The sequence below is a fragment of the Stenotrophomonas sp. ATs4 genome, from assembly GCF_051861585.1.
Lineage (GTDB): Bacteria > Pseudomonadota > Gammaproteobacteria > Xanthomonadales > Xanthomonadaceae > Stenotrophomonas > Stenotrophomonas maltophilia_AS.
The window spans coordinates 14739-36832 of sequence record NZ_JBLYPK010000017.1 but is presented as its reverse complement, the minus strand read 5'-3'; the positions used below and the strand labels follow the sequence as shown (position 1 = coordinate 36832).

The 22094-nt window shown below is 66.5% G+C and carries 19 protein-coding genes and 1 tRNA gene; 8 read left to right on the top strand and 12 right to left on the bottom strand.

What is annotated here, in order from left to right:
• Positions 1-6: 6 nt before the first annotated feature.
• Positions 7-1494 carry a ribonuclease G gene (gene rng / locus ABR323_RS21305; protein ID WP_439450736.1) on the bottom strand — a complete coding sequence of 496 codons (1488 nt, stop codon included), beginning with the start codon at positions 1492-1494 and terminating at the stop codon, positions 7-9.
• Positions 1487-2095, bottom strand: coding sequence for a Maf family nucleotide pyrophosphatase (locus ABR323_RS21300; RefSeq protein WP_135274653.1), 609 nt, complete (start codon positions 2093-2095; stop codon positions 1487-1489). The genes rng and ABR323_RS21300 overlap by 8 nt, the downstream gene beginning before the upstream one ends.
• Before the next feature lie 131 nt (positions 2096-2226).
• Between ABR323_RS21300 and ABR323_RS21295 the strand changes: the two genes are divergently transcribed.
• The 4 genes from ABR323_RS21295 to arcD all read left to right on the top strand — a co-directional run bounded on the left by ABR323_RS21295 (position 2227) and on the right by arcD (position 8437).
• Positions 2227-2964 carry an SIMPL domain-containing protein gene (locus ABR323_RS21295; RefSeq protein ID WP_439450735.1) on the top strand — a complete coding sequence of 246 codons (738 nt, stop codon included), beginning with the start codon at positions 2227-2229 and terminating at the stop codon, positions 2962-2964.
• A gap of 217 nt (positions 2965-3181) precedes the next feature.
• Entirely contained in the window at positions 3182-3838 is a 657-nt protein-coding gene (locus tag ABR323_RS21290) for an energy transducer TonB (RefSeq protein WP_439450734.1), read from the top strand.
• A gap of 207 nt (positions 3839-4045) precedes the next feature.
• A complete protein-coding gene (locus ABR323_RS21285) occupies positions 4046-6877 on the top strand; it encodes a TonB-dependent receptor (protein ID WP_439450733.1) in 2832 nt (943 codons plus the stop codon).
• Between the two features lie 138 nt (positions 6878-7015).
• Complete coding sequence (gene arcD, locus ABR323_RS21280) at positions 7016-8437, top strand: arginine-ornithine antiporter (protein ID WP_439450732.1); 1422 nt, start codon at positions 7016-7018, stop codon at positions 8435-8437.
• 146 nt (positions 8438-8583) lie between these two features.
• On the opposite strand, the gene ABR323_RS21275 is transcribed toward arcD, so the two are convergent.
• From ABR323_RS21275 to ABR323_RS21235, 9 genes are all read right to left on the bottom strand, one after another.
• The gene (locus ABR323_RS21275) at positions 8584-9528 is read right to left on the bottom strand and encodes an alpha/beta hydrolase (protein WP_439450744.1); all 945 of its coding nucleotides are present in this window, start codon (positions 9526-9528) and stop codon (positions 8584-8586) included.
• 153 nt (positions 9529-9681) lie between these two features.
• Positions 9682-9758, bottom strand: a tRNA-Asn gene (locus ABR323_RS21270).
• A gap of 22 nt (positions 9759-9780) precedes the next feature.
• Positions 9781-10251, bottom strand: a complete 471-nt coding sequence (rlmH, locus tag ABR323_RS21265; RefSeq protein ID WP_005418108.1) for a 23S rRNA (pseudouridine(1915)-N(3))-methyltransferase RlmH — start codon at positions 10249-10251, stop codon at positions 9781-9783.
• A gap of 64 nt (positions 10252-10315) precedes the next feature.
• A complete protein-coding gene (gene rsfS / locus ABR323_RS21260) occupies positions 10316-10729 on the bottom strand; it encodes a ribosome silencing factor (RefSeq protein WP_012511764.1) in 414 nt (137 codons plus the stop codon).
• Between the two features lie 58 nt (positions 10730-10787).
• The gene (nadD, locus tag ABR323_RS21255) at positions 10788-11453 is read right to left on the bottom strand and encodes a nicotinate-nucleotide adenylyltransferase (protein ID WP_439450731.1); all 666 of its coding nucleotides are present in this window, start codon (positions 11451-11453) and stop codon (positions 10788-10790) included.
• A gap of 3 nt (positions 11454-11456) precedes the next feature.
• Positions 11457-12494: a DNA polymerase III subunit delta gene (holA, locus tag ABR323_RS21250; protein ID WP_439450730.1), complete on the bottom strand. Its 1038-nt coding sequence runs from the start codon at positions 12492-12494 to the stop codon at positions 11457-11459.
• Positions 12495-12503: 9 nt separating this feature from the next.
• A complete protein-coding gene (locus ABR323_RS21245) occupies positions 12504-13088 on the bottom strand; it encodes an LPS-assembly lipoprotein LptE (protein ID WP_439450729.1) in 585 nt (194 codons plus the stop codon).
• Positions 13089-13227: 139 nt separating this feature from the next.
• Positions 13228-15870, bottom strand: a complete 2643-nt coding sequence (gene leuS, locus ABR323_RS21240) for a leucine--tRNA ligase (RefSeq protein WP_439450728.1) — start codon at positions 15868-15870, stop codon at positions 13228-13230.
• Between the two features lie 105 nt (positions 15871-15975).
• The gene (locus ABR323_RS21235) at positions 15976-16578 is read right to left on the bottom strand and encodes a DUF998 domain-containing protein (protein ID WP_439450727.1); all 603 of its coding nucleotides are present in this window, start codon (positions 16576-16578) and stop codon (positions 15976-15978) included.
• A 124-nt stretch (positions 16579-16702) separates the two neighbouring features.
• Between ABR323_RS21235 and trxA the strand changes: the two genes are divergently transcribed.
• From trxA to ABR323_RS21220, 3 genes are all read left to right on the top strand, one after another.
• The gene (trxA, locus tag ABR323_RS21230) at positions 16703-17560 is read left to right on the top strand and encodes a thioredoxin (protein WP_439450726.1); all 858 of its coding nucleotides are present in this window, start codon (positions 16703-16705) and stop codon (positions 17558-17560) included.
• A gap of 107 nt (positions 17561-17667) precedes the next feature.
• Positions 17668-19368: a FecR domain-containing protein gene (locus ABR323_RS21225; protein ID WP_439450725.1), complete on the top strand. Its 1701-nt coding sequence runs from the start codon at positions 17668-17670 to the stop codon at positions 19366-19368.
• Positions 19365-20987 (top strand): CHASE2 domain-containing protein, encoded by a 1623-nt coding sequence (locus tag ABR323_RS21220; protein WP_439450724.1) that lies wholly within the window; start codon positions 19365-19367, stop codon positions 20985-20987. The genes ABR323_RS21225 and ABR323_RS21220 overlap by 4 nt, the downstream gene beginning before the upstream one ends.
• A gap of 52 nt (positions 20988-21039) precedes the next feature.
• Here the strand turns inward: ABR323_RS21220 and ABR323_RS21215 are convergent, their stop codons facing one another.
• Positions 21040-21375: an REP-associated tyrosine transposase gene (locus tag ABR323_RS21215; protein WP_439450723.1), complete on the bottom strand. Its 336-nt coding sequence runs from the start codon at positions 21373-21375 to the stop codon at positions 21040-21042.
• 224 nt (positions 21376-21599) lie between these two features.
• Between ABR323_RS21215 and ABR323_RS21210 the strand changes: the two genes are divergently transcribed.
• Complete coding sequence (locus ABR323_RS21210) at positions 21600-22052, top strand: DUF4442 domain-containing protein (RefSeq protein WP_135274667.1); 453 nt, start codon at positions 21600-21602, stop codon at positions 22050-22052.
• The last annotated feature ends 42 nt before the right edge of the window (positions 22053-22094 follow it).

The window sequence follows — 22094 nt, the reverse complement described above, 5'->3', positions numbered from 1 at the left end:
CCTGGATCAGAGCAGAACAACATCGAACTGCTCCTGCAGGTACTGCTCGTCCGCCTGGAAGCGGATGCTCTTGCCGAGGAACTCCTCCAGCTCGGCCACGGCCGTGGATTCCTCATCGGTGATCCGTGCCACCACCTTGGTGGAGGCAATCACCAGCAGGCGTGCCGCATCGAACTGGCGTACCGCGCGGGTGATTTCGCGGAAGATCTCATAGGTCACCGTTTCGGTGGTCTTGATGGTGCCGCGGCCACTGCACTGCGGGCAGGTTTCCGAGAGCTGGCGTTCCAGGCTTTCCACTGTGCGCTTGCGGGTCATCTCCACCAGGCCCAGCGGCGAGAAGTCGTACACGGTGGTCTTGGCATGGTCACGCGCCAGCGCCTTCTCCAGGGTGCGCAGCACCTGGCGGCGATGTTCGGCATCGTCCATGTCGATGAAGTCGATGATGATGATGCCGCCCAGGTTGCGCAGGCGCAGCTGCCTGGCCACCGCCTGCGCGGCCTCCAGGTTGGTGCGGAACACCGTCTCTTCCAGGTTGCGCTGGCCCAGGAAGGAGCCAGTGTTGACGTCGATGGTAGTCATCGCCTCGGTCTGGTCAATGACCAGGTAGCCGCCGGACTTCAGCGGTACCTGCTTGTCCAGCGCGCGGCCGATCTCGTCCTCCACCCCGAACATGTCAAAGATCGGACGGTCACCACTGTAGAGCTCGATCTTCTCGGCCAGCACCGGCATGTACTTGGCCACGAAGGCCTGCAGCTGGGCGAAGGTCTCCTTGGAGTCCACCTTCACCTTGTCCACGTCCTTGCGGATCAGGTCGCGCACCGAACGCAGCGGCAGGCTCAGGTCTTCGTAGATGTTGCTGCACGAGGCCGCTTCACGGCCGCGTCGCTCAACCACGTTCCAGACCCGCGACAGGTAGGCGACGTCTTCGGCAATGGCTTCGGCCGGCTGGCCTTCGGCATTGGTGCGCACGATGTAGCCGTAACCACCGTGCTGGGCCGACAATTCGGTCACCAGCGCCTTCAACCGCGCGCGCTCGCCTTCGTCCTCGATGCGCGCCGACACGCCCACCACCTTGGACTGGGGCAGCAGCACCATGTAACGCGAGGGAATGCTGATCTGCGTGGTCAGGCGCGCACCCTTGGTCCCGATCGGGTCTTTCACCACCTGTACGACGATGTCCTGTCCATCGCGCAGCAGCTCCACGATCGGCACGCTGGAGGGCGGCGGCAGGGTGGTGTTCTCGGTATCTGCACTGGCCACCGGCGCCGGCCGCACCACGTCATTGGCGTGCAGGAATGCGGCACGCTCCAGACCGACTTCGACGAAGGCGGCCTGCATGCCGGGCATGACCCGTTGCACCTTGCCCTTGTAGATGTTGCCGACCACACCCCGGCGCCAACCGCGCTCGATGTGCAGTTCCTGCAGCATGCCGTTCTCGATCACCGCGACCCGGGTTTCGCGCGGGGTCACATTGACCAGGATTTCCTCAGACATCGGCAGCCTCCCTGGCGGCATCAGCAGTTGTGGCCGGCACGCCGCAGCGCGCCAGCAGACGATCGGTATGCAGCAATGGCAGCCCCATGACGCCGGAATAGCTGCCGGAAAGATGTTCGATCCAACGCTCGGCACCGCCCTGGATGGCGTAGGCGCCAGCCTTGTCCAGCGGCTCGCCGGTAGCCACGTAGGCGGCGATGTCGGCCGCGCTGATCGGGGCGAAGGTCACCTCGGAAACGACCAGCTCGCTGTCCAGGCCCTCCGCACCGACCACCACCACCGCGGTCATCACCTGGTGGGTGCGTCCGGCCAGCCGCGCCAGCATCGCCCGGGCATCGGCGGCGTCGGCCGGCTTGCCGAACACCTCCCCGTCCAGCACCACCTCGGTGTCCGAGCCGAGCACCCGCGCCTGCGGGTCATCGACCAGTACCCGGGACAGCCCGGCGCGCGCCTTGTCGGCAGCGACACGACAGACGTACTGTTCGGCGCTTTCAGCGGGCGCGCGCTGCTCGGCAACCTCCAGGTCCAGGGCCTGGAAGGGGCGTCCGAGTCGGGCCAGCAACTGGTTGCGTCGGGGGGAGCGGGAAGCAAGATAGAGCATCGGCACAGCATAACCTGAGGCCGACACCTGAATCGTCGGCAACCCGTCCCGGAACGCGTTCAACCCCGATCGGGCTCACAGCGCGTTCATCGCTACGACACCACCCTCAATGGCACAACAAGGAGTTCTCCATGCGCCTGACCGCCACCCCGCTGCTGCTTGCCCTGTCCCTCGCCCTTGGAACCTCGATGACCGCCCATGCTGCCCCGCCGTCGCCGTCGATCGCCGCCCCGGCCGAAGGCACCCTGCTGAACATCTCGTCCAACGCCGAAGCCACCCGCGTGCCGGATGTGGCCACCCTGTCGGCCGGCGTGGTCACCCAGGCTGCCGATGGCAACAGTGCCATGCGCCAGAACGCCCAGCAGATGGACAAGGTACTGGCCGCGATCAAGGCCGCCGGCATTGCCGAGCGCGACGTGCAGACCAGCGGCGTCAGCCTCAATCCGCAGTACCGCTATGCCGACAACGAAGCGCCGAAGATCACCGGCTACCAGGCCAGCAACACGGTCAGCCTGAAGGTGCGCGACATCGCCAAGCTGGGCAAGGTGCTCGATGCCCTGGCAGCGCAGGGCGCGAACCAGATCAACGGCCCCAGCTTCGAGATCGACCAGCCGGAACCGGTCTATGACGAAGCCCGCCTGGCCGCGCTGAAGAAGGCCCAGGCCCGTGCCCAGACCTATGCGAAGTCGCTGGGCCTGCAGGTGCGCCGCATCGTCAGCATTTCCGAGAACGCTGGCGGCGGCTACCGTCCGATGCCGATGATGCGGGCCATGTCCGCCGGCGCGGCGATGGACAAGGCCACACCGGTCGCACCGGGCGAATCGACCGTCTCGGTCAACCTGGACGTGGTGTTCGAACTGGGTCGCTGATCCCGTTCGTCTTTACCGACAAAGGCGGGTCCCGCAGGGGATCTGCCTTTTTTCATGCCTGCCGCTGGCGCTGGATGAAGGCCAGCCCAACGATGCCGCCCCTGCCTCTAGGCAGTGGCGGTGGTGCCGCGCTACTGATGCACTGCCAGCCGCGTGCGGCAACCCCGTCATCGGCCCTGGTGCGTTGAGGACTTCGTCACTGGCATGGAGGTGGACCATGGTTCGTACGTATCCCGTTGCATCCCTGCACTTCGACCCCGCCCGCGTTGCCGCCTGGAGCGCGGCCATTGCCCTGCATCTGCTCGCCTTGCTGATGTTGCTGATCCCGGCGACCTACCAGGCCGTCACTGCACTGCCCCGCGACAACACCACGGTGCGGCTGATCCCGAAGGAACAGCCCAGACCACCGGAACCGCCCAAGCTGCCTGCCGACCCGGAACAGGTGCAGGTAAAGGTCGTGCCGCGGCAGCAGGTCATGCCAACGCCATTGCCCGCCCCCACCGCCACCGCCGAGGAGGCACTGGGCATCATCCTGCCTGCTGCTGATCCGGTGCCGGTGCAGACGGCACCGAGCATCGACAGCTCCACGCCGCTGGCAGGTGCGCAGCTGCAGTACCGCAGCGCCCCGCCGCCGGCCTACCCGGTCCCGGCCCTGCGCAACCACGAGCAGGGCACGGTGCTGCTGCGCGTGGAAGTGGACAACAGCGGCCAACCGGTAGCGGTCAGCATCGAGCGCAGCAGCGGCTCACGCAGCCTGGATCAAGCCGCACGCCAGCAGGTGCTGAAGCACTGGCGCTTCGAACCCGCCCAGCGTGAAGGTGTGGCCGTGCCGGCCATCGGCCTGGTGCCGGTGCAGTTCTCGCTGCCGGATTGAGCATCCAACGGTCTCTACAGCCGGCCCGGCACCCGCCGGGCCGGCCCTGGCCATCGAAACGCCAGATTCAGCAAAGCCCACCATCAAGCGTTACCGATTAAGCAAAATTTCACGACTTCGTCACCCATTGGAAACCTAGATTGGCCCGTCCCGGACCCTTCCGGCGACAGCCCTCAACGCTAAGGTTTTCCAGTTAGGAGAGAAGCTGTGAAACACCCGATCCAACGGCCCGCCAGCCGCCGCCGCTCCACCCTGGCATCGTCCATCACCCATATCCTTACCGGCGGCACCCTGCTGCTGGTTGGCGCCGTGGCTTCCACCTCCGCCTTCGCGCAGGAAAAGGCCACCAACCTGGACCGCATCACGGTCACCGGCTCGAACATCCCGCGCACCAACACTGAAACACCGTCCCCGGTGCAGGTGGTGACCCGCCAGGAAATCGACCGTACCGGCAAGACCACGGTTGCTGAATACCTGCAGACCATTACCGCCAATGGCGCCGGCTCGATTCCCAAGTCGTTCGGCAATGGCTTCGCTGGTGGTGGCGCCGGCATTTCGCTGCGCGGCCTCGGCGCCGGTTCGACGCTGGTGCTGTTGAACGGCCGCCGCATGGCGACCTACGGCCTGGCCGATGACGGCCAGAAGGTCTTCACCGACCTGAGCACCATCCCCCTCGACGCCGTTGAACGCGTCGAAGTGCTGAAGGATGGCGCCTCGGCGATCTACGGTTCCGACGCCATCGCTGGCGTGGTCAACATCATCCTGCGCAGCGACTTCCAGGGTGCCATCCTGCGCGGCTCCTATGGCGTTTCCGGTGACGGCGACGGCGACACCCGGAAGGCGACCCTGACCGCTGGTACTGGCGACATGGCCACCGACGGCTGGAATGCCTTCTTCAGCCTGGACGTCGGCAAGAGCGACGCAATCAAGATCAGCGATCGCAAGAACCGCAAGTGGATCGGCACCGGCGACACCCGCCAGTGGGGCTACGGTAACAATGCCCAGTTCCTGGGCGGCGCCTTCCTCAGCGGCAAGACCCGTGGTGGCGTCGGCCCGAACGGTTCGGTGTACGACGATCGCAATGTCACCGAAAAGAATCCTGCCACTCTCGTCCCGCTGCCGGGTTGCCAGGGCCTGACCACCATCGGCGGCCAGACCGATGCCTCGGTCGCCGCGCAGGGCTGCCTGTGGGATCCGGCGCAGCTGTATCGCGATATCTCGCCGGAAGAGAAGTACGTCAACGTGTTCGGCCGCGCCAGCTTCGCTTTTGGTGAGGGCGGCGAAATCTACACCGAGATCGGCTACTCGAAGAAGGAAACGACCTTCAGCAACACGCCTTCGGCCGCTTCTGGTGGCTGGGGTTACCCCGGCGGGCCGGTCAACGGCAACAGCGGCCCGGGGGCAGTCGTGCTCGGTCCCAACCACCCGGACAACCCGATTCCCGGCCAGGCCTCGCGCCTGCGTTATTCGGCCTGGGACGTCGGTCCGCGCGTGACCGACAACACCAATGAGTTCAACCGCTTCCTGGTTGGCGTCAAGGGCAACTGGGGTGATTGGAGCTACGACACCGCCTACCTGCATTCGGGCACCGACCTGGTCAACGAGCGCACCGGCTTCCTGCGCTACAGCGCCGTGCAGTGCGCGCTGGGCAATCCCAACTGTGCCGGTGGCGTATGGCGCATCGGCGACAACGCCAATCTGAATTCCCAGGCGCTGTACGACTACATCTCGCCGAAGATCAGTGCACGTGCCAAGTCCAGCCTCGACATGTTCGACTTCACCGTGTCGCGCAGCCTGATGGACCTGAAGGGCGGCCCGCTGGGCCTGGCGATCGGTACCGAATGGCGCAAGACCAGCAACAGCCTGACCCCGCAGACCTACACCGACACGGGTGACATCATCGGCCTGGGCTACTCGGCCTACGACGGCACGCAGAACGTGTACGCCGGCTACGTTGAACTGTCCGCGCCGGTGCTGGAGCAGTTGGAACTGTCGGCGGCTCTGCGCTACGACAAATACGAGAGCGGTGAAGGCAAGGCCACCCCGAAGCTGGGCGTGAAGTGGACCCCGGCCGACTGGATCGCCGTGCGCGCCAGCTATGCCGAAGGCTTCCGTGCGCCGAACCCGGCCGAAAACGGTGACGGTGGCCTGGCCGCCTTCTCCACTGCTTCGGACCCGATCCGCTGCCCCGGTGGCGAAACTCCGGCACCGGGCGCTTCGCCGGACGATTGCGGCTCGCAGTCAGTGGCGATCATCACCCGTCCGAACAAGGACCTGAAGCCGGAAGAGTCGAAGAGCTACTCGGTAGGTATCGTGCTGCAGCCGACCCGCTCCACCTCGCTGACGGTCGACGCCTGGGAAATCAAGCGCACCAACGAGATCGCCCAGGGCGATACCGATGACGCGATCCGGGCCGGCAACGTGCTGCGCGACAACAACCTGCTCAATGGCGTAGCCGGCACCGGCAGCATCCTGGCGGTCAACACCGCGTACATCAACGCCAGCGCCTCGCGCGTACGCGGTATCGATACCGACATCCGTCAGACCTTCGACATCGGCCCGGGCCAGCTGGAGATGGATCTGCAGTGGAGCCATCTACTGAAGTTCGAGCGCACCAGCGGTGACAGCACCGATGACTTCCTGGGTACGCACGGCAACTGTGACGTCACCAACTGCATCGGCACTCCGAAGGATCGCATCAACTTCGGCACTACCTGGAAGCAGGGTCCGTGGAGCGTAAGCGGCGTTGCCAACTACATCTCCAGCATGGACAACACCGACAAGCGCGGCGGCAAGTACCAGTTCTTCTATGCCGACGGTTCACCGGTGAAGAAGATCTCTTCGTTCACCACCTTCGACCTCTCCGGCCGTTGGGCCATCACGGACGCCTTCGAGTTGAACGCATCGGTGGAGAACGTCTTTGATCGTATCGCTCCGCTGGATCCGCTGACCTATGGCGGCGTGAACTACAACCCGATGCACTTCAGCGGTGCCATCGGTCGCTACTTCACTGTCGGTGCCAAGTACACCTTCAAGTAATACAAGCACCCTCCGTCAACGCAACACCTTCAAAGGCCCGGGCAGATGCCCGGGCCTTTGTCGTTCGGCCTCTTGCAGGCGTGTTCACGAGCACATGGCTACCGTGTGCTCGCGGCATCACCGCCGCAGGGGATCACCATGGCCGCGACATCGCAGCGCCTGGGCCTGCCCGCGTTGATCGCACTGGTGGTCGGCTCGATGGTGGGCGCGGGAATTTTTTCATTGCCACAGAACGTGGCGCGCAGCGCTGGCCCGGCCGCCGCGCTGATCGGTTGGGCGCTGAGCGGCGCCGGCATGCTGATGCTGGCCTTCGTGTTCCAGGCCCTGGCCAACCGCCGGCCTGATCTCGATACCGGCATCTACGCCTACGCGCGCGAGGGCTTCGGCAATTACATCGGCTTCTCTGCTGCGTGGGGTTACTGGGTCGCCTCGGTACTGGGCAACGCCAGCTTCTTCGTGCTGATCTTCAGTGGTCTCGGCCACTTCATGCCGGTCTTCGGCGAGGGCAACACGCCTGCCGCCGTGGCAGCCTCGTCGCTGTTGCTGTGGACCGTACACCTGCTGGTGTTGCGCGGCCTGCGCACCGCAGCCATCGTCAACGGCCTGGTGACCGTCGCCAAGCTGCTGCCGATCGCGCTGTTCCTGATCCTGGCCGCCGGCGCGTTCCGCATGGACGTGTTCCGTGCCGACTTCTTCGGCAGGCCCGCACTGGGCGATCTGGGCCAGCAGCTGCGCGGCATGATGCTGGTCACCGTATGGGTGTTCATCGGCATCGAAGGCGCGAGTATCTACTCACGGCGTGCCGCGCGCCGCGCCGATGTCGGCCGCGCCACGGTGATCGGCTTCTCCGGTGTGTGGCTGCTGCTGGTACTGGTCAGCCTGCTGTCGATGGGCGTGCTGTCGCAGGCGGAACTGGCCGCACTGCCCAATCCGTCGATGGCCTATGTGCTGCGCGCCATCGTCGGCGAATGGGGCGCGACAGTGATCATCGTCGGCTCGATCATCTCCGTGCTGGGTGCGCTGCTGGCTTGGGTACTGCTGTGTGCCGAAGTGCTGTACGCCGCCGCCGGCGATGGCACGATGCCCGCGTTCCTCGGCCGCGAAAACGCCCGCGGCGTACCAGCCAACGCACTCTGGTTGAGCAACGGGCTGATCCAGCTGTTCCTGCTGCTGGTGCTGTTCAAATCGGGCAGCTATACCAGCCTGGTGCTGCTGGCGGCATCGATGAGCCTGGTGCCGTACTTCCTGTCCAGCGCATTCGGCGTGAAGCTGGCCTGGCAGGGCCAAGCTTACTCCAGCGCGCCCGGTGCCCGCTGGCGCGATTTCATCGTTGCGCTGCTGGCCAGCGCCTATGCGTTATGGCTCGTGTATGCCGGTGGCCTGGACAACCTGCTGCTGTCGGTGCTGCTGTATGTGCCGGGCGTGGTGCTGTTCGCACAGACACGGCACCAGCGTGGCGAGCCGGTTTTCACGCGCTGGGAGTGGGTGTTGTTCGGCGCGATCCTGGTGGTGGCGACCATCACGCTGGTGGCGTTCTGCGGAGGCGACCTGAAACTGTAGCGTCGAGCCATGCCCGGCTGCTGCTGGGTAGAGTCGAGCCTGCTCGACTGGCGCGTTCTGTAGAGTCGAGCTTGCTCGACTGGCTTTCCGCAGCAGTCGAGCAAGCTCGACGCTACGAAGCAGAGCAGCCGAACATGGGTTCGGCTCTACAAGACTCTGGGTAGCATGCCGATATCGCGCATCCAACGTTCGGCCAGATGCGGCCACTCCGCCACCGGCGCGTCCTTCACCCGCAGGCCGAAGGCATGGCCGCCACGCGCGAACAGATGCATTTCCACCGGCACGCTCGCGTCGATCAGCGCACGGTAATAGGTCAGCGATTCGCGCACGTCATCGGTCGGGTCATCGGTGGCCTGCACGATGAAGGTAGGCGGTACCGCATCATCCACGGCGATGTCATCGACCAGCGACAGCCCGTGCTTGGCACCGGTCCACAGATGTCCGGAGTACATCACCATCGCGAAATCCGGGCGGCTTTGCAGCGCATCCGCGGCATCGACCGCAGCGTAGCTGCGCGTGCCATGCGTGCTCAATCCAGCCACCACGTGGCCACCCGCGGAAAAGCCGATGACCCCCACCCGCTTCGGATCGATCTTCCAGCGTTCGGCCTGCGAACGCAGCAGGCCCATCGCGCGCTGTGCATCCTGCAGCGCCATCGGCACCGCTGGAATGTCTCGACAGTTGCAGTCGCGATCCCAGTTCGGCCCCGATGCCGGCACACGGTACTTCAGCAGCGCGCAGGTGATGCCCTGGCCGGTCAACCAGTCGCAGATCTCACTGCCTTCCAGGTCCATTGCCAACACGCGGTAGCCTCCGCCGGGCACCACCATCACCGCTGTGCCGTTGGCCGGCCCCTTCGGCGGAAACACGGTGAGGGTCGGCACAGCTACGTTCTGCAGCATCATCCAGTGTTCGCCACTGGCTTCGGAGATCACTTCGCTGACCTGCTCGGGGCCTTTCAACTTCGGCGGCACGCCCACCTTGCCCGGTGGCCACAACGGAATCCCGGTGGTGCCCTGCGGCGGATGCCAGGTAGAGGGCGCGGCCTTCGCTGCGGCGAACGGCGCTATCGCAAGCAGCAGGGAAACCACGAACAGGAGCGCGCGCACAATCAACATCCGTAGTCGATGACGCTGCATTGTAGCGTCGAGCCATGCTCGGATTCGCAGGTGCAGCCGAGCGTGGGCTCGGCTCTACCACAAAGCAAAAAAAAACCTGCATCTCGCGATGCAGGTTTCTCAAAGTGGCGCCCGAAGTTGGACTCGAACCAACGACCCCCTGATTAACAGTCAAGTGCTCTAACCGGCTGAGCTATTCGGGCAGACGAACAGTATAACGACTCTTCACGCGCGATGGTAGGGGTGATTGGCAATCATTGCGGCGGCGCGATACAGCTGCTCGGCAACGACCAGGCGTACCAGCATGTGCGGCAGCGTGAGCGGCCCGATCGACCACTTCTCATCGGCCAGCGCGGAGACTTCCGGCGAATGGCCTTCCGGGCCACCAATCAGGAACGCCAGGTCCCTGCCCTGCCCACGCCAATGTTCCAGGCGCTGTGCGAGCTGCTCGGAACTGAGCTGGCGACCCGGTACATCCAGCGCCACCACGTAAGCATTCTTCGGCAGCGCAGCGATCACCCGTTTGCCTTCATCTTCGGTGGCGCGACGCGGGTCTCGGCCCTTGCCACGCAGGCCGGGCTCGATTTCCACCAGCTCGAAGGGCAACCAGTGCGACAGTCGCTTCTGATACTCGGCAAAGCCCTGCGCCACCCAGCTGGGTGCACGCTCGCCGGTAGCGATCAGTCGGGCTTTCATCAACGGTCCTCCAAAACGTCAACGGCGCCATCGGCGCCGTCGAAGGGATGCATCAACGCGTGGCTCAGGCCACTTCGTCGTCGTCGCGGGACGGCGGCTGGTCGCCGACGGTCCACAGACGCTCGAGCGCGTAGAACTCACGCACGCGGGGAAGCATCACGTGCACGATGACATCGCCCAGGTCCACCAGCACCCACTCGGCCTCGCGCTCGCCTTCCACACCCAGCGGCATGACATCGATCTTCTTGGCGAAACGCACGACTTCATCGGCAATCGACTTGACGTGGCGGGTCGACGTACCCGACACGACCACCATGTAGTCGGCGACGCTGGAGCGACCACGCACGTCGATCTCGACCGGGTCCTTGGCCTTCAGGTCTTCGGTGGCTTGACGGACGCTGGCCAGCAGTTCCGGCACGGACGGCGGCGGGCTGGGCAGATCGACCTTGATGGTCTGGGGCTGGGTCTGGTTGCTCAAAGTGGATCGACTCGATAAACGTAGGGGCGATTATACGGGGATGCTGCGGCCGCGCCATTCACGGCGTAGCCGGGCGGTACAGCCCGTGTGCAGCGACATAGTCGGCCACGGCCGGCGGCAGCAGCGCCCGCCAGGGGCCGGCAGCGGCAATCTGGGCACGTACGGCACTGGCCGATTCCGCGCGCAGCGGATGGTGCAGGCGCAGGATACGCCCGGCCGGACTGGCAAACAGGGCCTGCTCGTTGTCGGCCCAGCGCCCCTCCAGCGCCCGGCCCAGCTCGCCATCCACCGAGGCCTGCAGCGGGCTGCCGGGGCGTTCAGCGACCACGAAATGGGCCAACCCGAACAGGGCCTCCCACTCGTGCCAGCTGGGCAGGCCGAGCAGGCTGTCGGCCCCTACCAGCCAGGCCAGTGGCCGGCTGGGGCCGAGCTCTCCGCGCAGATCGCGCAGGGTGTCGACGGTATAGGACGGGCGGCCGGGAAAGCGCACAGCACGGTCCAGTTCGCGGCGGTCCAGCAGCAGCCCCGGCTCGTCGCCGATGGCCAGCGACAGCATGGTGCAACGCTGTTCGGCGGTAGCCCCGGGCGGCACACGGTGCGGCGGGTCGGCAGCGGGCAACATGCGGACCGCCACCTGCAGTTCATCACGCGCGGCGCGCGCGATCGCCAGGTGGCCGAGGTGCACCGGATCAAAGGTGCCCCCGTAATAGATCCGCAGGCTCATGGCTCAGGCCCGCGCCAGCAGGCGCACGGCACGAGCTTCGGCCACGGCCACCAGCAGGCGCTCCAGCGCCAGCCACGCATCGCCGTCGGCGCGTCCCTTGGCGATACGGTCGACCAGCCCGGCCTCCGCCACGAAGCGCTCCCAGCGCTTGCCTTCCGGGTGCCGTTGCAGCGCGCGCTTGTACGGCGCCTGCCGCGATTCCCAGATACCACGCGATTTCATCTCGGCAGCCAGATTGCCGCCACGCGCCTGCACTCGTGCCAGGCCCGCACCGGCCAGCAGTTCGCGGATCACGATCGGCATCAGCGCGGCGACCGCCTCGCCTTCTCCGCGCAGACCGGCCAGCATGCGCAGGACCGCCGCTGCCTGGCCGGAGAGGGTGGCTTCCACCAGCCGGAACACGTCGTAGCGGGCCGCATCGGCCACCAGCGACTCCATCCGCTCCACATCCAGCGGCTGGCCATCGGCCAGCAGCGCCAGTTTGTCGATTTCCTGCGCGGCAGCCAGCAGGTTGCCTTCCACCCGTTCGGCCAGCCGCTGCACTGCGGCCGGATCGGCACGCAGGCCCTTGCTGCGCAGGCGGCGCTCGATCCAGTCCGGCAGTTCATGCGGCTTGATCGCCCAGGCCACCGACAGCACACCGATACGGTTGGCCGCCTCGGCCCACTTGCCCTGGTGGGCCTTGCTCCATTCATTGGCGGTGATCAGCAGCACCACGTCCGGCGCCGGGTCGGCACAGAACCGGCTGATCACCTCGGCCCCGTCCTTGCCTGGCTTGCCGCTGGGCAGGCGCACCTCGACCAGGCGACGGTCGCTGAACAGGCTGGGCGCGTTGAACGTTGCGTCGAGCTGGTTCCAGTCGAAATCGCGACCATCCGCGTCGAACACCTCGCGCTCACCGATGCCGGTGGCACGTGCACGCGCGCGGATGGCATCCGCCGCTTCCAGCACGCGCAGGGTTTCAGGCCCGGCAATCAGATAGACCGGCGCCAGCGGGGTATCAGCGCCCTGGCTGGCCAGCTGCTCCGGACGCAGTTCCATCGTCGCGGCTCAGTGCTTCACTGCAGGGGCCGGCTCGGCCGGTACCGCATCTTCGACCGGCGTGGTCTTCGGTGCCGACAGGCTGCCCCCCTTCTCGATCTCGGCGCGGACCACACTGTCGATGCGGCGAATGATCGAAGCCGACATCTCGCGGCGCAGCTCATTGGCCAGGATTTCGCGTTCGGTGGTGGTACCGGTGGCGTCGGTAGGCGGCGACACGTAGTCACGCGACAGCTCGATCACCTGCTGCGGTACCAGCTCGCTGCCATCCTCGCGGCGGAAGATGAAGATCACTGCGTAGCGCAGGCTGTATTCCTGTGCACGGCCCTGCGAATCGATGGCGATCGGCAGGTCGCCCCAGCGCTCGGACAGCACCTGCAGCTGGGCACTGGGCTGCTTGCTGTCCTCATCGGCCAGCCTGGCGCCGGAGGCCAGCAGGCTGCGGTTGAGCAGCTTGACCAGTTCACTGTACGGCGCGGTGGAGACCACCTTCACCGGTGCCGTGTTGGTCGGCAGCATCAGCTTGTTGCGCAGGTGGAAACCGCAGCCGGCAAGGCCGAGGGCAAGAACGAGGGCAAGCAGGATTCGGGTCATGGAGACAGTCTGGCGGAGCCGGGCGATCACGGCAACACGCAGCGTGCCCGATGCCGCGTGAATGCAGGGCCATCAAGCGCCTGGCCCTGCACCGGGGAGAGCACCGGCCACCCTGGGAGGGCGGCCGGTGTCTGGCACATCAGGCGACGACGATGTTCACGATCTTGCCCGGGACGATGATGATCTTGCGCACCGTCAGGCCTTCCATGAACTTGGCCGCGTTCGGCTCGGCCAGCGCCAGCGCCTCGACCTGTTCGCGCGCAGCGTCGGCCGCCACGTCGATGGTGCCGCGCAGTTTGCCGTTGACCTGCACGGCCAGGGTCAGCGCATCGCGTACCAGCGCCGCAGCGTCGGCCTGCGGGAACGGCTGGTCTTCCAGCAGCGTTTCGCCATGGCCCAGCACCTGCCACAGCGTGTGGCTGGCGTGCGGGGTGATCGGGTTGAGCAGCAGCACGATGGCCTGCAGCGCTTCCTGGCGCACCGCACGGCCCTGCTCGCTGCCATCCTCGAACTTGGCCAGCGCGTTCATCAGTTCCATCACCGCAGCGATGGCAGTGTTGAAGCTGTGGCGGCGGCCGTAGTCGTCACCGACCTTGCCGATGGTCTCGTGGGTCTTGCGGCGCAGTGCTTTCTGATTGGCGTCCAGCGCGGCCACGTCCAGCGCCGGGGCGGCACCGTCGGCAGCGTGCTTCTGCACCTGGGCCCACAGGCGGCGCAGGAAACGGGCCATGCCGTCCACGCCGGCTTCGTTCCACTCCAGCGACTGTTCCGGCGGCGCGGCGAACATCGAGAACAGGCGGACGGTGTCGGCGCCGTACTTGCCGACCATCGCCTGCGGGTCCACGCCGTTGTTCTTCGACTTGGACATCTTCTCGGTGCCGCCAACCACCACCGGCTGGCCGTCAGCGATCAGCGTGGCACCGGTGATGCGCCCACGCTCGTCGCGCTGCACGTCCACGTCGGCCGGGTTGATCCAGTCCTTCGAGCCGTCCGGGTTCGGGCGGTAATAGGTTTCAGCGATCACCATGCCCTGGCACAGCAGGTTGCGCGCCGGCTCGTTGCTGTCCACCATCCGCGCGTCGCGCAGCAGCTTGTGGTAGAAGCGGAAATACATCAGGTGCAGGATCGCGTGCTCGATGCCACCGATGTACTGGTCCACCGGCAGCCAGTAGTTGCCGCGCTTGTCGACCGCATCGCGGGCACCCGGCGAGGTGTAACGGGCGTAGTACCAGCTCGACTCCATGAAGGTGTCGAAAGTGTCGGTCTCGCGCTCGGCAGCGCCACCGCAGTCCGGGCAGGTGGTCTTGCGCCATTCCGGATCGGTCTTGATCGGCGAACCGGTACCGGCGAACGCCACGTCCTCCGGCAGCACCACCGGCAGCTGTTCTTCCGGCACCGGCACCGCGCCGCACTTGGCGCAGTAGATCACCGGAATCGGGCAGCCCCAGTAACGCTGGCGGCTCACGCCCCAGTCGCGCAGGCGGTAGTTGACGCGGCGCTGGCCCTGCGCCTTGCGCTCGAAACGTTCGGCCAGGGCTTCGAAGGCCCCCTGGAAATCAAGGCCATCGAACTCGGCCGAGTTCACCAGTTCGAAAGCACGGCTCTTGTCGCTGTACCAGTCCTGCCAGCGGGTGGCGTCCCAGGTGCGCTCTTCTTCGGTGCGCGGATCCTTCAGCGCGATGACCTGCACGATCGGCAGACCATACTTGTTGGCCACTTCGTTGTCGCGCTGGTCATGGCCGGGAACGGCCATCACTGCACCGGTGCCGTAGCCCATCAGCACGAAGTTGGCGACCCACACCGGCACCTGCTCGCCGGTAACCGGATGGACGGCGCGCAGGCCGGTATCCATGCCGCGCTTTTCCTGGGTTTCCAGCTCGGCCTCGGACACACCGCCCTGCTTCAGGTCGGCCAGCATGGCCGCCAGGTCGGGGTTGTTCTTCGCTGCGTGCAGCGCCAGCGGATGCTCGGCGGCAATCGACACGAAGGTCACGCCCATCACCGTGTCCGGGCGGGTGGTGAACACGCGCAGCGGGTCCAGCGCGCTGCCGTCGACATCACGCACGTCGAACTGGATTTCCAGGCCCTCGGAACGGCCGATCCAGTTGCGTTGCATGGTCTTGACCGATTCTGGCCAGCCGTCCAGCTCGTCCAGGCCGTCCAGCAGTTCCTGGGCGTAGTCGGTGATGCGCAGGAACCACTGCGGGATCTCGCGCTTCTCGACCAGCGCACCGGAGCGCCAGCCGCGGCCGTCAATGACCTGCTCGTTGGCCAGCACGGTCTGGTCGACCGGGTCCCAGTTCACCACCGCGTTGCGGCGGTAGGCCAGGCCCTTGCGCATCAGGCGGGTGAACATGCGCTGCTCGTGGACGTAGTAATCCGGGCGGCACGTTGCGAATTCGCGCGACCAGTCGATGGCGTAGCCCAGCGATTTCAGCTGGGTGCGCATATGGTCGATGTTCTTGTAGGTCCACGCCGCCGGCGCGGTCTTGTTCTTGATCGCAGCGTTTTCCGCCGGCAGGCCGAATGCGTCCCAGCCCATGGGCTGCAGCACGTTGTGGCCGGTCATGCGCTTGTAGCGGCTGATCACGTCGCCGATCGTGTAGTTGCGAACATGCCCCATGTGCAGCGCGCCGGACGGGTACGGAAGCATCGACAGGCAGTAGTACTTCGGCTTGTCCGAGGCTTCATCGACCTCGAAGGCACGGGTGGCATCCCAGTACTGCTGGGCGGCGGATTCAACCTGCTGCGGATCGTAAACGTTGGGTTCGGCGCTGGTCATGTAACACGCGGTTGCGGCGGCAAAGCGGTACAGCGTACCGCAGTGCGGCAAATGGCTCCAATCCTGCCCGCCAGGCGCAGGCGCCGCCAGCGCCCGGAACCTGTCTCAGCGTGCCCGCGACAGCGGCAGGGCCAGCGCCAGCCAGCCCGCCCAGCAGGCAAAGGCCACCCGCTGCGCCAGCGGTGCCGGCAGCACGCCCTGCAGGGCGAAGGCCGCCAGGGCCGCCAATACGCCGCAGGCGATGGCCAGCCCGCCCAGCGCGCGCCCCTGCACCTGGCGCAACTGGAACATGCCCAGCAGCAGGGTACCGGCGACGAAGCCCAGCACCCATATCATCCAGGCGCTGGCGTGCAGCTGGCTGGCCGGCCCATGCAGGTCGTCCACATCCAGCGGCAGCAGGCCCATCGCGGCAAACGCCAGGCCCGCCAACAGCAGCATCTGGCTGCCGACCCGCGGTGCCCAACCGGCGGTGGCCGGCAGGCGGCGGCGCAGGCGCTCGGCCACCAACGCCGCCAGCAGGCCCGGCAGCACGAAGCCCAGCAGGTTGAAGGCCAGCGCATGCGGCACGCCATCTGCGCCCAGCAGCGCCACCGGATGGCGCGCCTGCGCGTAGCCGTCCAGGCCGGCACCAAAGCCGAGCACCGCCGTCAGGAACAGCAATGCGGCGATCAGGCCCGACAGGCGCAGCAATGGGGACAGGGTCGACATGCAGGCTCCGGAAACAACAGCGACAGGAAGACTGCATTGTCAGGCATTTACTACACCCCGGGTTGAGACCGGCATCGATCGTCACCATAGAATCGGTCTCCAGACGCCAAGCGATGCCTCCCTCATGACCGAGACGACCTACGTATTCGACGCCACCACTGCGACTTTCGAGGCCGACGTCCTGCAGAAGTCGCTGCAGACCCCCGTCCTGGTGGATTTCTGGGCAACCTGGTGCGGGCCGTGCAAGACCCTCGGCCCGATGCTGGAAAAGCTGGCCGCCGAATACAACGGCGCGTTCGAGCTGGCCAAGGTCGATGTCGACGCAGAACAGCAGATCGCCGCCGCTTTCCAGATCCGCTCGGTGCCCACCGTGTTTCTGGTCAAGGGTGGCCAGCTGGTGGACGGTTTCCCCGGCGCCATCCCGGAAGGCCAGCTGCGCGAATTCCTGGCCCAGCATGGTGTCGTGCCGGCCGACGTCGGCGATACCGTCACCGAGGATGAAGCGCCGCTGGACCCGCAGGCACAGGTGGACGTGCTGCGCGCGCAGATCGCCGCCGAGCCGGACAAGGACGAGCTGAAGCTGGACCTGGCCCTGGCCCTGCTGCAGATCGGCGGCGTGGACGAAGCCGGCAGGCTCATCGATGGCCTGCCGGCCAACCTGGCCACCGATGATCGCGCTGTGCGTGGCCGCGCCCGCTTGTCCTTCGCCTCGGCACTGAAGGACGCCCCGGCCGCCGAAGTGCTGGAAGCGCGCATCGCCGTCGACGGCAAAGACCTCAAGGCCCGCCACCTGCGCGGCGTGCAGCTGCTGCTTGGCGGCCACGACGCGGCTGCGTTGGAACAGTTCCTGGAAATGCTGCGGATCGACCGTGGTTTCGAGGAAGGCCTGCCGCGCAAGGCCCTGATCGACGCCTTCAATGTGATCTCCGACGAGGACCTGGTCGGCCAATACCGCCGCCGGATGGCCTCCCTGCTGTTCTGAACGGGAACGCGCTTCGTTCAGAATCCCTGCACTGAACGCGGGCAATAATGCGCGGGATGGCGGCCGTACGGTCGCCACGATCCGTTCGGGGGGATGAGGTCGGGGCCATGGGGTCTTGCAGCTGCGCCCCCGCATTGCCGGGATTGCCAACTGTGACCTTCGTCCGCTCGCTGTCGTTCGCCATGCGCTTCCAGGGCGCACTGCTCTGCGCCCTCTTCCTGCTGCCGGCTGTGGCCGCAGCCCAGGACTGGAACTACCGGGTCCGCCCCGGCGATACCCTGTGGGACCTGGGCGGGGTGTACCTGAAGCCCTCGGTGCGCTGGCAGCAGCTGCAGCAGCACAACCGCATCGACAACCCTTACCAGCTGCCGCCCGGCCAGCTGCTGCGTTTCCCGATCAGCTGGCTGCGCACCGAACCGGCGCCGGCCCGTGTGCTGTCGGTGCGCGGCAAGGTCGAACTGTCCGGCGCCGATGGCAGGGCGACCCGCGCCATTCTGGCCGGCGAGCAATTGCACATTGGCGACACCGTCCAGACCGAAGGCGACTCCAGCGTCACTCTTGAATTCGCCGACGCCTCGCGCCTGCAGCTGCGCGAGTATTCCCGCCTGCGCCTGGACCAGCTCAGCCGCTATGGCCACACCGGCATGGTCGATACCCGCCTGCGCCTGCAGCAGGGCCGCGCCAGCAACCGCGTGACCCCGGCCCGCGGCCCGGCATCGCGTTACATCATCGACGCCCCGACAGCGACCAGCAGCGTGCGCGGCACCGTGTTCCGGGTCAGTGCCGGTGACACCGACCAGGTTGCCGCCACCGAGGTCCTGCAGGGCAAGGTGCAGGTCGGCAACAGCCACGGCCGGCAGCTGGTCAAGCCCGGGCAGGCCAGCCGCAGCAGCAGTGCTGACGCCGCCCCCGATGCCGTCTCCGCGCTGCTGCCGGCACCGCAGCTGCGCAGCAATGAAGTGCGTCTGGCGCCCCTGCCGACCCTGCTTGCCTGGGACCCCATCGACGGCGCTGCGCGCTACCGCGTGGAAGTGGTTCAGGCCGCGACGCCGGAAATCCTGCTGTTTGCCGCCACCACCGCCGACACCCGGCTGGCGATCGGCGACCTGCCCCCCGGCCGGTTGCGCGTGCTGCTGCGCGCGGTTGATGCGCAGGGTGTGGAGGGCCTCGACGCCAGCGCCGATTTCGAACTCAGCGATCAGCCGCCGCCGCCACTGACCGTGGCACCACTGCATGGTCAGACCGTCAACAGCGACCGTCCACGCTTCCGTTGGAGCCAGGCGCCGGGCGCGCGCAGCAGCGTGCTGCAGATCGCCACCGAGCCGAGCTTCGTGCAACCGCTGCAGGAACAGAGCACCCACGGCACCGACCTGCGCCTGGCGCAGCCGCTGGCACCGGGGCAGTACTTCTGGCGGGTGGCCTCACGCGACGGCAACGGCCACCAGGGCCGTTACGGCCAGGCGCTGCCCCTGCAACTGAGCAACGAACCGGTGGACCCCGCCCTGCAGCCTCCGGAGGCCGCGCACGGTGAGCTGACCCTGCGCTGGCAGGCCGGCAGCGAAGGCCAGACGTACCGGGTGCAGGTGGACCGTCGTGGCGACTTCAAGGCGCCCTTGGTCGATCAGACCGTGAGCGAGCCGCAGGTCAGTTTCAAGCGTCCCTGGAGCGGCACCCTGCACGTGCGCGTGCAGTACATCGATGACGACGGTCATGCGGGTGAATACTCACCTGCACAGCAGATCAAGCTGCCGTGCCGCCTGTGCTACGGCGCCGGTGGTGGCGCCCTGCTGCTGTGGCTGTTGTTATGAGGCGCTCGCCGCTGCCGTGGTCGAAACGCATCCTGCTGGCGCTGCTGGCCGGTGTTTTGACTGTGATCGCCAGCCAGGGCCAATGGCTGTGGCGGCAGGACGAAGCCGCCTATGACGCCATGGTCGGCAACTGGGACTACCGCCCCGACCCCAGCATATTGATCGTGGCCATCGACGAAGGCAGCCTGCAGCGTATCGGCCAATGGCCCTGGCCGCGTTCGATCCATGCGCGGTTGCTGGATCGCCTGACCGACGCCGGTGCCGAGCGCGTGGCGCTGGACCTGATGCTGTCCGAACCCGACCGTCGCGACAGCCGCCAGGACGAACAGCTGGCCGCGGCCATCCGGCGCAACGGCCGGGTGGTGCTGCCGGTACTGGCGGCGCCAGCAGCCGGTGATCGCATGGCGGAGGAGATGCTGCCGATTCCACGGATCGCAGCCAGCGCGGCGGCGATCGGCCATACCGACGTCGAAGTGGATGGTGATGGCGTTGCCCGCGGCGTCTACCTGCACGCAGGCATCGGCCGTGCGCATTGGCCTGCACTCGGGCTGGCCCTGGCGGATCTGCCCCCCGACGCGGTACGTGGTCTGCCCGATCCCGATCCGGGCGTGAATTCGCCCTATCAATGGCGGCGCGACGACTACGTGCGGGTGCGCTATGCCGGCCCACCCGAACGCCTGCCACAGGTCTCCTACGCCGACGTGCTTGACGGCCACGTGGACACGGCCATGCTGCATGGCCGCCGCATCGTGGTGGGCATGACCGCCAGTGGTGTCGCGCCGCGGCTGCTGACCCCGACCACCCGCGAATTCTGGATGAGTGGCAGCGAGTACCAGGCCAACGTTGCCTCGATGGTGCTGCAGCACAAGCAGATCGACCTGCTGCCCCGTCTCTGGCAGCACGCCATCGGCGGCGTGCTGGTGGCACTGTGCGTGATCCTGCTTGGCCTGCGCCTGCCGTGGCTGGCCGCGCTGTGTTCGCTGCCGCTGGCACCGCTGCTGAGCTGGCTGCTGCTGCGCACCTGCGATCTGTGGTGGGCGCCGGCCAGCGCTATGCTGGGCATCATCCTGGTGCTGCTGGCCTGGGCGACCTGGCGGATCTCGGCCTGGCACCGCCAGGCCAACCGCGATGCGCTGACCGGCCTCGGCAACCGCCTGCGCTTCGAACAGTCCCTGCAGCAGGAATGCGATGCCGCGCGGCGCAGTGGCAAGCCGCTGAGCCTGGCGCTGATCGACGTCGACCATTTCAAGCGCCACAACGACCGCCACGGCCATCAGGTCGGCGACCGCGTGCTGCGCGATGTCGCCCGCCTGATCGGTGCACATGCGCGGCGCCCACGCGACATGGCTGCACGCTATGGTGGCGATGAATTCGCGCTGGTGCTGCCGGATACACCGGCAGAAGGTGCGCGCCTGGTGATCGAAGACCTGATCGCCTGCGTACGCGCGCTGCCGGCACCCGGTGAAGGCAGCGACGCCGGCGTCACTCTCACCATCGGCGTGTTCACCCGCGTGCCGGACGCCGACCTGCAGCCGCATGACTTCGTGGAAGGTGCCGACACCGCCCTGTACCAGGCCAAGGCCAACGGACGCGACGGTTACGTGGTCGACGGCTCATGAGGCAGGACATGCATGCCACCTGTAGCGTCGAGCTTGCTCGACTGCGTCCACCTCATTCCAGCGGCCAGCGACACCACGCAAACGGATAGTCTCCCAGCCGCGATACCAGGCCTGCGCGCACGGGATTGGCCATTACATACAGTGACTGTTGCCGAACATCCTCCTCATTCCGGATCAGATGATCGTAGTTGCCCCGCTGCCACACCGGCCGTCCTTCACCTGAGTGCGCATTGACTGCAATGGCCACTCTGGACTTGAGTGACTGCATGCATCGCCCGAGGGTTCCCTGATGCAACTGCATGACCCAGTGCAGATGATCGGGCATCACCCCCCAGGCAACTGAGCGCGTGAGTGCACTGCGGTCATTGTCACGAAGGCCTTCCATCAACGCAGCCGCGCAACAAGGCAGGACCGGGCCGTACCTATCGGAAAACCCCGAAAAGGCTATCGGATAGCGTCGAGCGTATTCGTTGCTGCCCCTGAAAGCAGTCGAGCAAGCTTGACTCTACATTTTGCCGGGCCACGCCCGAATCGCACGGACGCCGGACCGGGGTGCAACATACGCATGCGAATGGTTAGACTACAGACCTCGCCCCGCGCCCCCGGACCCGCATGAACGCACGCCTGTTCCGCTTCGGCATCAATCTCTGGCCGCCGTTCCTGTTCACCGGCATCCACGTCACCCGCGTCTCGCCGGACTACCGGCAGATCGATGTCGAACTGCGCATGCGCCCCTGGAACCGCAACTACGTCGGTACGCATTTCGGCGGCAGCCTGTTCGCGATGACCGATCCGTTCTGGATGCTTGGTCTGCTGCACATCCTCGGACGCGATTACTACGTGTGGGATCGTGCCGGAGCGATTGATTTCCTCAAGCCCGGCCGCGGTACCGTGCGCACCTCGTTCCGCATCGACGATGTGCTGCTGGATGAGCTGCGTGCAGAAGCCGCTGGCGGCGACAAGGTCCTGCGTTGGTTCAGCAACGACATCGTCGATGAAAGTGGCGAGGTTGTCGCGCAGGTGCGCAAGCAGGTCTACCTGCGGTTGAAGCCGCACGCACGCTGATCGGCAGCATCGGCGCTATTCTCTGCCTCCCCGCCATGGAGG